The sequence below is a fragment of the Melaminivora jejuensis genome (assembly GCF_017811175.1).
Lineage (GTDB): Bacteria > Pseudomonadota > Gammaproteobacteria > Burkholderiales > Burkholderiaceae_C > Melaminivora > Melaminivora jejuensis.
The window spans coordinates 2,178,350-2,190,067 of sequence record NZ_JACWIJ010000002.1 but is presented as its reverse complement, the minus strand read 5'-3'; the positions used below and the strand labels follow the sequence as shown (position 1 = coordinate 2,190,067).

The window sequence follows — 11,718 nt, the reverse complement described above, 5'->3', positions numbered from 1 at the left end:
CGCGCAGCGCGGGTAGCCCCGCTCCCGGCCAAGGGGGTGGCGGTTTTTACTGCGCCGTGATCTTTTGCTCGCGGATCACCTGGCCCATGGCGGCAGTGTCGGCGCGCATCCGGTTGGCCAGGCCTTCTGCGGACGAGCCAACGGCCTGCCAGCCCTGCTGGAACATCTTCTCGCGCACCGCAGGGGTGCGGGCAATGTCGGCGATGGTCGCCGACAGGCGCGCCCGCACGGCGGCCGGCATGTTGGCCGGTGCAGCGAAAGCGTTCCAGATTTCCAGCTCGAAATCCTGGACGCCGGCCTCGGCCAGGCTGGGTACCTCGGGGGCCAGCGTGCTGCGCCCGGCAGAGGTCACGCCGATGCGGCGCAGCTTGCCGGCGCGCTCCTGCGCCAGCGCCAGCGCCGGCGGCAGCAGCGCCATCTGCAGTTGCCCGCCGCCCATGGCCGTGGCCACCTGCGGGTAGCCGGGGTAGGGCACGTGCAGCGGATCGATGCCGGTGCGTGCCTTGAGCAGCTCCGTGCCCAGGTGGCCCACCGTGCCCACGCCGGGCGTGCCATAGCTCCAGCGGTCGCCGGCGCCGCGGGCAGCGGCCAGGAAGGCCCGCGCGTCACCGTCTGCCGGCACGTCCTTCTGGCCCACGGCAGCCGTGAGCACCAGGGGCGACACGCCGATCAGCGACAGCGGCGCCAGGTCGCGCGCCGGGTCATAGGGCACCTGCGGATTGATCAGCTTGGCAATGGTCAGGTTGCCATTGATGAACAGGCCGATGGTGTGGCCGTCCGTGGCCTTGGCCACCGCGTCGGCGCCGATGTTGCCGCCGGCGCCGACCTTGTTTTCCACGATGACCGACTGGCCCAGCGCCTGCGCCAGCGGCTCGGCAAAGGTGCGCGCCGTCAGATCGGGCGAAGAGCCGGGCGGGAAGCCGACGATGATGCGTACCGTCTTGGCCGGCCAGCCGGGTGTGGCCGGAGCGTTCTGTGCGACGGCGACGCCGCAGGCGCCCGCCAGCCCGGCGGCAACGGCGAGGGTAAGCAAGGCGCGGCGCGCGGCAATGGGGCGGGGCATGGGCGGATCTCCTGTAGGAAAGGGAAAAAGCGGCAGACGGCACAGCGCAGCGCAGCGCCCGAGCGCCAGATGCACAACGCCATCTGCATAACGCAAAAAAGCGCGCATCCATGAAGGATGCGCGCCTCGATTATCCGCCTGCCCCGGGCAGCAGGCAGGCCGGGCGTCAGGCGTATTCGACCAGCGCCTTTCTCATCTTCTTCATCGCTGCGACTTCGATCTGGCGGATGCGCTCGGCGCTCACGCCGTACTCGGCGGCCAGCTGGTGCAGCGTCATGCCGCCCGAGCCGTCGTCGTTGACCTGCAGCCAGCGCTGCTCGACGATGCGCCGGCTGCGCGCATCCAGGCTGTCCAGCGCGGTGGCGATGCCGTCGGTGGCCAGCATGTCGCGCTGGCGCGATTCGAGCATGGCAGTGGGCTCGTGGCCGGTATCGGACAGGTAGGCGATCGGCCCGAAGGCCTGCTCGCCGTCATCACTGGGTGCTGGATCGAGCAGGATGTCGCCGCCCGACAGGCGAGTTTCCATCTCGATCACGTCCTCGCGCTTGACGTTGAGCTGCTCGGCCACCTGGTCGATCTCGCGCTCGGACAGGGTGTCGCGGTGCGTGTCGGCATCCAGCGCATCGGCCTTGAAACCCTGCTTCATGGAGCGCAGATTGAAGAACAGCTTGCGCTGCGCCTTGGTGGTGGCCACCTTGACCATGCGCCAGTTCTTCAGGATGTATTCGTGGATCTCGGCCTTGATCCAGTGCATGGCATAGCTGACCAGGCGCACGCCCTGATCCGGGTCGAAGCGCTTGACGGCTTTCATCAGGCCGACGTTGCCCTCCTGGATCAGGTCGCCGTGCGGCAGGCCATAGCCCAGGTACTGGCGCGAGATGGACACCACCAGGCGCAGGTGCGACAGCACCAGGCGGCCAGCGGCATCGACGTTGCCGTCATCGCGCAGCTCGCGGGCATAGCGCTGCTCCTCCTCCAGCGTCAGCAGGGGCAGGCGGTTGACGGCAGTGATGTAGGCGTCCAGATTGCCCAGCGGCGGCACGACGGCCCACGGGCTAGCGGGCGTGAGCGCGGCAGAGCCGGAGAGTGCGGAAGTGGTCATGAGCGGCGTCCTTGATCGTTGTATGTGTCGTCCGAAGGCCAGCAGGAATGGCTCAATCGGAGGATGTTAGCACTCTCTTGGATCGAGTGCTAAAGCCGAAGTTCCCGTGTCGCAAAGCGTGAAAATGCCGGCTTCGCGTGTCAATCTGGTTTTTCTCAACCCATCTTCTGCGATGTCTGCTGCCAATCCTGTCTCCGCACCGCCCACTGCCGCTGTCGGCCATCTGCCAGTTGCGCTGTGGCTTTTGACCACTACCGTGGCCAACCGTGACGATGCCCGCCGCCTGGCGGGACTGGTGCTGCAGCAGGCGCTGGCGGCCTGCGTGCAGATCCAGCAGATCGAATCGCACTACCGTTGGGATGGGGCGCTGCAGCACGAGGCCGAGTGGCGGCTGGACTGCAAGACCACCGCTGCCGCCTTGCCGGCCCTGTGCGGCCTGCTGCAGCACGAGCACCCCTACCAGGTGCCGCAACTGACGGCCCAGCCGCTGCACGCCAGTGCCGCCTACGGCGCGTGGGCGCAGGAGCAGGTGGCGCAGCCGTGACCCCGGGCCGCTCAGAAATCCCCCTTCGGGGCGCCCTTCAGACGCTCAGGTCGAGCTGCTGCACGTGGCCGACCCGGCCATCCTCGTACAGATAGGCGCTGGTGGCGCGCACCTGGCCCAGGCTGCGGTTGTCCGCTGTGCGCAGCGCGAACTCCGTGCCGGCGGCAGCCAGCGAGATGGCGCCGACGCCGACCTCGCGCAGGCTGCGCAGCGTGCCCGGGCCATCGGCGGACGGCGTCCACACGCGCAGCTGCTCGAAGACCTGGTCGTTTTCGTCGATCCAGCCATTGCCGTCGTCGTCGTAGGCCGCCAGTTCGGCAAAGCCGTTGCCGGTGCCCGGGCCGAACAGCTCGCTGCCGTTGTCGATGCGCTGGTTGCCGTTGCGATCCAACGCCAGAAAACCCCGGTTGCCGGCCAGCAGCGGCACCTGCTCGGCGTGTCCGTCGCTGTCCAGGTCGAAGGCAAAGCGCACGTCCTGCAGCTCGGCTGCCGTGCCGTCGAAGTTGATGACCAGCGGGTCGATCGGACGGGCGTTGCCCAGGCGCAGCGAGGTGTTGCTTTCCTGGCGAAAGTGGCGCTGCATCTGCAGCTCGATGCTGAAACTGACCTCACGCCCGTCGGTGGTGTGTATCGTGCCCTGGGCGGCCCAGCGGGTGCTCTCGCTTTCTTCCAGGACGTGGTGCTCGTCGTACTCCAGGCCCCAGTTGGCGGCCTGGGCAGCACTGGCCAGCGCGCGGCCCTCGCTGTCCGTGGGCAAGGGCTGCGCCTGGGCGGCGCCAGCCTCGACGCGGATCAAGTTGGCGCCCACGCCGGTCATGTGCTCGATGAGCTGGCTGATCATGCTCTGCAGCGGGCTGAGCTCCGAGCGCCACAGCGGCTGCTGCGCCCGATCGACGGCGCTGCCGGCCTGCAGGCCTTCTTCTCGCAGCAGGCGACGGGCTTCCTGGCTGATCTGCAGGGATGAGCGCACCAGCGCGGCCCCGGCCTGGCCGGCGGCGTTGGAGGCCTGCCCGCCGGCGGGCAGGGCAGCGCCCAGGGCCGCAGCGTCGGCAGGGCGCTGGCCGCTCCAGGAACGCAGACTGGCACTGTGGCTTTCCGTGCGGCTGGCGCTGTGCTCGGCCTGCCACTCCAGGGTCGATGCGGCAATCTTCATGGTGTGATCTCCCGGGGTTGCACGCGGGCGCGCACGAAAAAGCGCACGAGGCGTAAGAGCGTGTTTACGATCCCCGCGCGGGTGCGCGGGCGGTCTGCGGCGTTGCAAATCCTCGCGATAGCACGGGCTATCGCTGCGGTTTGCGCCTGGCAGCCCATCCCGATCCGCACCCGCGCCCCTGCGCGCGGAGATCGTAAACACGCTCTAAGTGCCTATCGGCCAGCTGCCGCCAATACTTGAGCGGCAACTTCCGGGAATAATGATGAAAAAGCCATCAAACCCTTGATTGGCAAGCGTTGGCAGCTATTGAAAGCGTAGCTGAAAGGGCGCTGTCCCGATGGCCCGCGCGCCGCCCTGCGCCGGGGGCGGTCGTGCGGTCAACGCCAAATGCACCACGCACCACGCGCTACGCGCCTCCATCCCCGGGCGCGCCCTCAGGCCAGCAGCGCCTGGGCGAACTCGCGTGCGTTGAAGGTCTCCAGGTCTTCCAGGCGCTCGCCCACGCCGATGAAATACACCGGCACGGGCCGCTCCTGGGCGATGGCCGCCAGCACGCCGCCCTTGGCCGTGCCGTCGAGCTTGGTCACGATCAGGCCGGTGAGCTGCAGCACATCGTCGAAGGCGCGCACCTGCGCCAGCGCGTTCTGGCCGGTGTTGCCGTCGATGACCAGCAGCACCTCGTGCGGCGCGCTGGCGTCGGCCTTGGTGATGACGCGGCGGATCTTGGCCAGCTCCTGCATCAGATGCGGCTGCGTGGGCAGGCGCCCGGCGGTGTCCACCAGCACCACGTCGCGCCCGCGTGCGCGCCCGGCAGCCACGGCGTCGAAGCTCACGGCAGCCGGGTCGCCCCCTTCCTGGCTGATGATCTCCACCGCACTGCGCGTGGCCCAGACGCCCAGCTGCTCGCGCGCGGCGGCGCGGAAGGTGTCGGCGGCAGCCAGCAGCACGCTCTGGCCGTGCTCGGCCAGATGGCGCGTGAGCTTGCCGATGGAAGTCGTCTTGCCCGCGCCGTTGACGCCGGCCACCATGATCACGGTGGGCGTGTGCTCGCCGATGACCAGGGGCTTTTCCAGCGGGCGCAGCAGATCGGCCAGCGCGTCGGCCAGCAGTGCCTTGACGGCGGCGGGCTCGGTGGCCTTGGTCTCCTTGACGCGCCGGCGCAGGTCGTCCAGCAGGTGCTGGGTGGCGCGCACGCCGGCATCGGCCATCAGCAGCGCGTCCTCCAGTTCCTCGTACAGCGCCTCGTTGATCTGCGTGCCGGTGAAGACGGTGGCGATGCTGGTGCCGGTCTTCTTCAGCCCGGATTTCAGGCGTTCGACCCAATGCTGGCGGGCGCTGGCAGCGGGCAACGGCTTGGCGGTCGGCTCGGGCGCAGCCGGGAATGCCGCAGGAGCCTGGGCGGCGGCTGGCGCGGCGGCATCGGATTCGGCACCGGCGCCGCCGAAGGACTTGCGCAGCCAGGCCATGGCGCCTGTGGCCGGGCTGGCCGCTGCGGGCGGGGCCGGGCTGGGAGCGGCAGGGGTGCTGGCGGAAGGCGCTGCGCCGGCAGCAGGGATCGGCGCGGCCACGGGCGCAGCAGGGGACGCCGGCTGTTCTGGCGGCGCTTCGGGGGCGGGGGTTTTTTTCTTGAAGAAGCTGAACATTGGCGGGTTCTTAGAATCGCAGCCATTCTATGAAACGCGCTCTTACCCTCATGGCCCTGCTGGCGGGCGTGTCCGCGCTGGCCCAGCAGGCTTCCTCACCGTCCGCCGCCGCAGTGCCGGCCCCGGCCCTCCAGCAAGCCCAGGCCGCCACGGCCAGCGGCGCCCAGCAGTTCACGCTGGCCAACGGTATGCAGCTGATCGTGCAGCCCGACCGGCGTGCGCCCACGGCGCTGCACATGGTCTGGCTGCGCGTGGGCTCCATGGACGAGGTGGACGGCACCTCGGGCGTGGCCCATGTGCTGGAGCACATGATGTTCAAGGGCACCAAGACCCTGGCGCCGGGCGAGTTCTCGCGCCGCGTCGCCGCCCTGGGCGGACAGGAAAATGCCTTCACCAGCCGCGACTACACCGGCTACTACCAGCAGATCCCGGCCAGCCGGCTGGCCGATGTCATGCAGCTCGAAGCCGACCGCTTCGAGCACAACCAATGGCCCGACGAGGAGTTCCGGCGCGAGCTGGAGGTGGTCAAGGAAGAGCGCCGGATGCGCACCGAAGACCAGCCACGCGCGGCGCTGATCGAGCAGCTGTACGCCAGCACCTTCATCGCCGCGCCCTATCGCCGCCCGGTGGTGGGCTGGATGAGCGACCTGGACGCCATGACGCCCGATGACGCGCGCCAGTTCCACGCGCGCTGGTATGTGCCGGCCAATGCGGCGGTCGTGGTGGCGGGCGACGTCGAGCCGCAGCAGGTGCTGGCGCTGGCGCAGCAGACCTACGGCAGCATTCCCGCACGGCCTGTGCCGGCCAGGAAGCCGCGCGAGGAGCCCGAGCAAAAGGGTATGCGCCGCATCGAGTTCAAGGCGCCCGCCGACCAGGCCTATGTGGCGCTGGCCTTTCGCGTGCCGCGCATCGAGCGCGTGCAGGATCTCACGCCAAGCGACCGCGATGCGCTGGCGCTGCTGGCGCTGTCCGCCGTGCTCAGCGGCTACGACGGCGCGCGGCTGCAGCGGGCGCTGACGCAAGGCGCCGACCGCGTGGCCGACAACGCCGGCAGCGATGCCTCGGTGGTCGGGCGCGGGCCGGCGCTGTTCCTGCTGTCCGGCGTGCCGGCGGCGGGCAAGAGCGCCCAGGATGTCGAACGCGCGCTGCGTGCCGAGATCGCCCGCGTGGCGCGCGAAGGCATCGGCGCTGCCGAGCTGGAGCGCGTGACCACGCAGTGGGCCGCAGCCACCATCTACGCGCGCGACTCGCTGCAGGCCCAGGCCAGCGACCTGGGCAGCAACTGGGTACAGGGCCTGCCACTGGATGCCGACGAGCGCCTGCTGCAACTGCTGCGCGGCGTGACGCCTGCCGAGGTGCAGTCGGTGGCGGCGCGCTGGTTCGGCGACGATCAGCTGACCGTGGCCACCCTGGTGCCGCAGCCGCGTCCAGCGCACAACCCCACCCAGCCCCAGCCTGGGGCGCAGGGCCAGGCGCCGGCCAGCGGGCGCGTCCATTGAGCCGGGGCACAAGGTCATGATGATGCAAGATACTCTCAAAAAGATAGCTATCCGCGCTTGCCTGGTATGGGCTGGAGCCGTTTTTTATGCTCAATCAGCCTGGGCGCTGCTGCCCATCGAGCACTGGAGCGAGGCCAGCGGCGCGCGTGTCTGGCTGGTGCAAAGCCCGGCCATTCCCATGGTGGATGTGCAGATCGACTTCGACGCCGGCACGCGCCGCGATCCGCCGGCACAGGCCGGCCTGGCCAGCGCCGTGGCGCTGATGAGCAGCAAGGGCGTGCAGGCTGCGGGCAATGCGCCGGCGCTGGACGAGAACGACCTGGGCGAGGCCTGGGCCGACCTGGGCGCCAGCTTCGACGCCGGCGCCGAACGCGACGGCCTGGTCTTCGGCCTGCGCTCGCTGACCGAAGCCGATCTGCTGGAGCGCGCCGCGCAGTTGGCCGCGCGCCAGTTGGCCCAGCCCAGCTTTGCCGCCAACGTCTGGCAGCGCGAGCGCGCGCGCTGGCAGGCCAGCATCCGCGAGGCCGACACGCGCCCCGGCACCGTCGCCGGCAAAGCCTTTGCCCGCGACGTGTTCGGCAGCCACCCCTATGGCCAGTTCGCCACGGCGGACACCCTGGCCGCCATCGGCGTGGCCGACATGCAGGCCTTTCATCAGCGCTACGTGCAGGCCTGCCGCGCGCGCGTGTCCATCGTCGGCGCGGTGACGCGCGCACAGGCGCAGGCGCTGGTGCAGACCTTGCTGGCACGCCTGCCGGCTGCCGAGGCTGCCGACTGCGCGCCGCTGCCGCCCGTGCCAGCCGTGCAGCCGCTGGCGCGCGCCGTGCAGCAAGACATTGCGCTTGCCTCGGCGCAGGCGCATGTGCTGATCGGCCAGCCGGGCTTTGTGCGCAGCGACCCGGATTTTCTGGCGCTGCTGGTGGGCAACCACATCCTGGGCGGCGGCGGCTTCACCTCGCGCCTGACGCACGAGGTGCGCGAGACGCGCGGCCTGACCTATGGCGTCTATAGCCAGTTCTCGCCCGGCCTGAACGCCGGCGCCTTCGTGATCGGCCTGCAGACGCGCCCGGATCAGGCGCAGCAGGCGGTGCAGCTCACGCGCGAGGTGCTGGCGCGCTTCGTCGCCGAAGGCCCGACCGAGGCCGAGCTGCGCGCCGCCAAGGACAACCTGATCGGCGGCTTTGCCCTGCGCATCGACAGCAACCGCAAGCTGCTGGCCAATGTGGTCAACATCGCCTGGAACGATTTGCCGCTGGACTACCTGGAGCACTGGACGGAGCGGGTGCAGGCCCTCACCGTGGCCGACATCCGCGCCGCCATGCAGAGAAAGCTGCAGCCCGGGCGCATGGTCACCGTCATCGTCGGCGCGCAGCCGGCCAAGCCATGAGCAGGGCAGCCAGCGGCAGGGCCGATGGCCAGCCAGGCAAGAGCGGCAAGTCTGCCGGGGCCGCCAGGATCGCCCATCCCGCCAAGACCGGCAAGACGGGCGGAGCGCCAGGCGCGCCGGCCCCGGTCAGCGGCGAGGTGCGCATCATCGGTGGGCAATGGAAGCGCACCCGCCTGCCGGTGGCCGACAAGCCCGGCCTGCGCCCCACGCCCGATCGCGTGCGCGAGACGCTGTTCAACTGGCTGGGCCAAGATCTGGGCGGCTGGCGCTGCCTGGACGCCTTCGCCGGCACTGGCGCGCTGGGGCTGGAGGCCGCCTCGCGCGGCGCCGCCAGCGTGCTGCTGGTGGAGAGCGACGCCGCCCTGGCGGCGCAGTTGCGCCGCCATGTGCAGCGGCTGCAGGCCAGCCAGCAGCAGGTGTCGATCCGGCGCGGCGATGGCCTGCAGGCCCTGCAAGGTGCGGCGGCGGCCAGCCTGGAGCTGGTCTTCATCGATCCGCCCTATGCCCAGCAGGACAGTTTCGCGCCGGCCCTGCGCAGCGCAGCCCGGGCGCTGGCGCCGGGCGGCTTCATCTACCTGGAGGCCGGGCAGGCCTGGGAGCCGGCGGCACTGGCGGCACTCGGGCTGGCCCTGCATCGCCACCTGAAGGCAGGGGCCGTCCACGCCCACCTGCTGCAGGCTGCGCCAGACGCTGGATAATCATCAAAAAAGGTAGCTGCCAGCGCTTGCCAGGCAAGGGCTGGAGCTTGATTTGATGCCAAAACCAGACCGATTTATCGGTAGCAGGCCGGCCCCATGCGCCGCCGCTGCCGACTCTTAGAGCGTGTTTACGATCTCCGCGCGCAGGGGCGCGGGTGCGGATCGGGATGGGCTGCCAGGCGCAAACCGCAGCGATAGCCCGTGCTATCGCGAGGATTTGCAACGCCGCAGACCGCCCGAGGCCGCGCCCGCGCACCCGCGCGGGGATCGTAAACACGCTCTTACTACCAACCACCGCCGCAGTCGCAATCAGGAGAGTTTTGCCATGCCGCACGTGCTTGCCGTCTATCCCGGCACTTTCGACCCCATCACCCTGGGGCATGAGGACGTGGTGCGGCGCGCCGCGCTGCTGTTCGATGAATTGATCGTGGCCGTAGCCGCCGGCCACCACAAGAAGACCCTTTTCAGCCTGGACGAGCGCATCGAGATGGTGCGCCACGCCGTGCGCGACTACCCGCAGGTGCGGGTGGAGAGCTTTGCCGGCCTGATGCGCGACTTCGTTGTCGCACGCGGCGCCCGGGCCATGGTGCGCGGGCTGCGTGCAGTGACGGATTTCGACTACGAATTCCAGCTCGCCGGCATGAACCGGCATCTGATGCCGCAGGTCGAGACAGTGTTCCTGACGCCCAGCGACAAGTACCAGTTCATCAGCAGCACCTTCGTGCGCGAGATCGCCTCGCTGGGCGGCGAGGTGGACAAGTTCGTCTCGCCCGAGGTCGATCGGCGCCTGCGCGCGCGGCTGGCGCAGGGCTGAGGCGGCCAGCGGCTGCCAGGCGCGCCAGACGAAAAAAACCGGGGCTGCTGCCCCGGTCGCTGCGTATGGCGTTGCCGGCTGCGCTTACGGGCGCACAACAATGCTGTTGCGCACCTCGCGCACGTTCTTGGTGTTGCGCGCGATGTTTTCGGCGCGATCCTTTTCCGCCTGCGACTTGGCAAAGCCTGACAGCTGCACCGTGCCGTTGAGCGTCTCCACGCTGATGGAGGTGGCGGCCACGGTCTTGTCCTCGGCCATCTTGGCCTTGACGGCGGTGGTGATGCCGGCATCGTCCACATAGGAGCCGACGGTCTGCTGGTGGCGCGCCACCGAGCAGCCGGTAGTGACGATGGTGGCGCTGGCGACCAGTGCAAAGGCAAGGGCTCGGGCGTATTTCATGGTGTTTTCCTTGGGGTCTGGGTTGGGGGAGAGAAACGGGATGTCCTGGCTCAGCGCCTGAGCCAGTCGCTGAGTTCGTCGGCGTGCTCTTCTTCCTCGGCCAGCACGCCCTCCAACATGCGGCGCGTGGTCGGATCCTTGTCGCCGATCAGCTCGACCATCTGGCGGTAGCTTTCCACGGCGATGCGCTCGGCCACCAGGTTGGCGCGCAACATGCCTTTCAGATCCGTGCATTCGTCGTAGTCGGCATGGCTGCGCTCCAGCAGCGAGGCCGGGTTGAAGTCCGGCGAGCCGCCCAGTTGCACGATGCGCTCGGCAATCCTGTCGGCGTGCGCTGCCTCCTCGTTGGCGTGCTCCAGGAATTCGGCGGCAATGGCGGGCGATTCCAGGCCGTCGGCGGTGAAGTGGTGGCGCTTGTAGCGCAGCACGCAGACCAGCTCGGTGGCCAGCGCGGAGTTGAGCAGCTTGATGATGGCTTCGCGGTAGGGGCCGTAGCCGGGGGTCACGGCACCGTCGTCCAGGTCGGCAGTGCCGGCCTTGCGCACAGCCTCCATGTCGAGCTCCAGGGCCTGGGGCTCGCCTGCGTGCTGCTGCTGGCCCTCGGCGCCGTTCTTGCTGGGTTTCATTGGGCTTGCCTCCGTGTGCTGGGTTGTCGTGGGTTCATGTCTGCGTCCAGGGCGACTGCCTCAGCGGTCGCTGCGGCGCGACATCATCAACGCTGTGGCCAGGGCGGCGCCGGCAGCGGCGGCCAGCAGCATGGACTTGGCAGGCTGATCCGACACATAGCGGCAGGTGGCGTCGGCAGCGTCGTTGAACTGGCGCCGGGCGCGCTCGCCAGTCTCGGCGGCGTAGCTGATGCTGCGGCTGGCAAATTCCTGGGCGCGGGCGGCCAGGTCGTCGATCATGGGGTCGATCTCTTCCTTGACACGCTTGACGCCTTCCTCGGCCTTGTCCAGGGCCTCGTTGGCCACGCGCCGGGTGGCCTGCACGGCGTCCTTGGCGCTGTCCCTGGCGCTGTCGGCCATGTCGTGGGCGGCGTCGGCAGCTTTCTTGGTGGTGTCCTGTGTGTCCATGGTGTTTCCTTGTCTGTGAGTCGTGGAGCTGTGGAGCGATGGGGGCGGGGAAGGGGCGGGGTGCGGCGTCAGCCTCTCTTGAGCAGGCCCAGCACGAAGGTCACCACGGCCATGATCACGAAGATGAAGAAAAGTATCTTGGCAATGCCGACTGCGCCGGCGGCAATGCCGCCGAAGCCGAACAGCGCGGCCACCAAGGCGATGACCAGAAAGACGACTGCGTAATGCAACATGAGGAACCTCCTTGTATCTGGGGATGCGCTTGCTGCCTGGCGGTGTCCGAGGGCGTTGGGCGCGTGGTTCCAATGTAGGAGCAGGGGCGTGGGCGACGCTGCCAGCAGCC

13 protein-coding genes are annotated in these 11,718 nt (G+C 69.3%); 5 read left to right on the top strand and 8 right to left on the bottom strand.

All coding sequences use genetic code 11. From position 1 onward, the window contains the following. Positions 1-46: 46 nt before the first annotated feature. Together IDM45_RS10400 and rpoH are read right to left on the bottom strand one after the other, a co-directional pair. Positions 47-1,063, bottom strand: coding sequence for a Bug family tripartite tricarboxylate transporter substrate binding protein (locus tag IDM45_RS10400; RefSeq protein ID WP_209422777.1), 1,017 nt, complete (start codon positions 1,061-1,063; stop codon positions 47-49). A gap of 166 nt (positions 1,064-1,229) precedes the next feature. Further along, positions 1,230-2,165: an RNA polymerase sigma factor RpoH gene (rpoH, locus tag IDM45_RS10395; protein WP_209422776.1), complete on the bottom strand. Its 936-nt coding sequence runs from the start codon at positions 2,163-2,165 to the stop codon at positions 1,230-1,232. 172 nt (positions 2,166-2,337) lie between these two features. Here rpoH and cutA point away from each other — a divergent pair, with 172 nt between their 5' ends. Further along, positions 2,338-2,709, top strand: coding sequence for a divalent-cation tolerance protein CutA (gene cutA, locus IDM45_RS10390; protein ID WP_232654052.1), 372 nt, complete (start codon positions 2,338-2,340; stop codon positions 2,707-2,709). Between the two features lie 37 nt (positions 2,710-2,746). Here cutA and IDM45_RS10385 read toward each other — a convergent pair whose 3' ends face one another. Together IDM45_RS10385 and ftsY are read right to left on the bottom strand one after the other, a co-directional pair. Further along, positions 2,747-3,862: a hypothetical protein gene (locus IDM45_RS10385; RefSeq protein WP_209422775.1), complete on the bottom strand. Its 1,116-nt coding sequence runs from the start codon at positions 3,860-3,862 to the stop codon at positions 2,747-2,749. Positions 3,863-4,296: 434 nt separating this feature from the next. Continuing rightward, positions 4,297-5,505, bottom strand: coding sequence for a signal recognition particle-docking protein FtsY (gene ftsY, locus IDM45_RS10380; protein WP_209422774.1), 1,209 nt, complete (start codon positions 5,503-5,505; stop codon positions 4,297-4,299). A 29-nt stretch (positions 5,506-5,534) separates the two neighbouring features. On the opposite strand from ftsY, the gene IDM45_RS10375 reads away from it, so the two are divergent. From IDM45_RS10375 to coaD, 4 genes are all read left to right on the top strand, one after another. Beyond that, entirely contained in the window at positions 5,535-7,004 is a 1,470-nt protein-coding gene (locus IDM45_RS10375) for a M16 family metallopeptidase (RefSeq protein WP_209422773.1), read from the top strand. 22 nt (positions 7,005-7,026) lie between these two features. After that, entirely contained in the window at positions 7,027-8,391 is a 1,365-nt protein-coding gene (locus IDM45_RS10370; RefSeq protein WP_209422772.1) for a M16 family metallopeptidase, read from the top strand. Continuing rightward, positions 8,388-9,089 (top strand): 16S rRNA (guanine(966)-N(2))-methyltransferase RsmD, encoded by a 702-nt coding sequence (rsmD, locus tag IDM45_RS10365; protein WP_209422771.1) that lies wholly within the window; start codon positions 8,388-8,390, stop codon positions 9,087-9,089. The genes IDM45_RS10370 and rsmD overlap by 4 nt, the downstream gene beginning before the upstream one ends. A gap of 325 nt (positions 9,090-9,414) precedes the next feature. Further along, positions 9,415-9,903 carry a pantetheine-phosphate adenylyltransferase gene (gene coaD, locus IDM45_RS10360; RefSeq protein ID WP_209422770.1) on the top strand — a complete coding sequence of 163 codons (489 nt, stop codon included), beginning with the start codon at positions 9,415-9,417 and terminating at the stop codon, positions 9,901-9,903. A gap of 84 nt (positions 9,904-9,987) precedes the next feature. On the opposite strand, the gene IDM45_RS10355 is transcribed toward coaD, so the two are convergent. From IDM45_RS10355 to IDM45_RS10340, 4 genes are all read right to left on the bottom strand, one after another. Then, complete coding sequence (locus IDM45_RS10355; RefSeq protein ID WP_209422769.1) at positions 9,988-10,302, bottom strand: BON domain-containing protein; 315 nt, start codon at positions 10,300-10,302, stop codon at positions 9,988-9,990. A 50-nt stretch (positions 10,303-10,352) separates the two neighbouring features. Further along, a complete protein-coding gene (locus IDM45_RS10350) occupies positions 10,353-10,928 on the bottom strand; it encodes a ferritin-like domain-containing protein (protein WP_209422768.1) in 576 nt (191 codons plus the stop codon). A 60-nt stretch (positions 10,929-10,988) separates the two neighbouring features. Beyond that, positions 10,989-11,375, bottom strand: coding sequence for a hypothetical protein (locus IDM45_RS10345; protein WP_209422767.1), 387 nt, complete (start codon positions 11,373-11,375; stop codon positions 10,989-10,991). A 68-nt stretch (positions 11,376-11,443) separates the two neighbouring features. Next, on the bottom strand, positions 11,444-11,608 hold the full coding sequence (locus tag IDM45_RS10340; protein WP_209422766.1) for a DUF1328 domain-containing protein: 165 nt from the start codon (positions 11,606-11,608) through the stop codon (positions 11,444-11,446). Positions 11,609-11,718: the final 110 nt, after the last annotated feature.

What these genes read in the sequence shown, in the direction of transcription:
- IDM45_RS10345 (WP_209422767.1), bottom strand. Translation starts at nt 11,375, where the DNA reads ATGGACACACAGGACACCACCAAGAAAGCTGCCGACGCCGCCCACGAC.
- ftsY (WP_209422774.1), bottom strand. Translation starts at nt 5,505, where the DNA reads ATGTTCAGCTTCTTCAAGAAAAAAACCCCCGCCCCCGAAGCGCCGCCA.
- rpoH (WP_209422776.1), bottom strand. Translation starts at nt 2,165, where the DNA reads ATGACCACTTCCGCACTCTCCGGCTCTGCCGCGCTCACGCCCGCTAGC.
- IDM45_RS10340 (WP_209422766.1), bottom strand. Translation starts at nt 11,608, where the DNA reads ATGTTGCATTACGCAGTCGTCTTTCTGGTCATCGCCTTGGTGGCCGCG.
- cutA (WP_232654052.1), top strand. Translation starts at nt 2,338, where the DNA reads ATGTCTGCTGCCAATCCTGTCTCCGCACCGCCCACTGCCGCTGTCGGC.
- IDM45_RS10370 (WP_209422772.1), top strand. Translation starts at nt 7,027, where the DNA reads ATGCAAGATACTCTCAAAAAGATAGCTATCCGCGCTTGCCTGGTATGG.
- IDM45_RS10385 (WP_209422775.1), bottom strand. Translation starts at nt 3,862, where the DNA reads ATGAAGATTGCCGCATCGACCCTGGAGTGGCAGGCCGAGCACAGCGCC.
- IDM45_RS10375 (WP_209422773.1), top strand. Translation starts at nt 5,535, where the DNA reads ATGAAACGCGCTCTTACCCTCATGGCCCTGCTGGCGGGCGTGTCCGCG.
- coaD (WP_209422770.1), top strand. Translation starts at nt 9,415, where the DNA reads ATGCCGCACGTGCTTGCCGTCTATCCCGGCACTTTCGACCCCATCACC.
- rsmD (WP_209422771.1), top strand. Translation starts at nt 8,388, where the DNA reads ATGAGCAGGGCAGCCAGCGGCAGGGCCGATGGCCAGCCAGGCAAGAGC.
- IDM45_RS10350 (WP_209422768.1), bottom strand. Translation starts at nt 10,928, where the DNA reads ATGAAACCCAGCAAGAACGGCGCCGAGGGCCAGCAGCAGCACGCAGGC.
- IDM45_RS10355 (WP_209422769.1), bottom strand. Translation starts at nt 10,302, where the DNA reads ATGAAATACGCCCGAGCCCTTGCCTTTGCACTGGTCGCCAGCGCCACC.
- IDM45_RS10400 (WP_209422777.1), bottom strand. Translation starts at nt 1,063, where the DNA reads ATGCCCCGCCCCATTGCCGCGCGCCGCGCCTTGCTTACCCTCGCCGTT.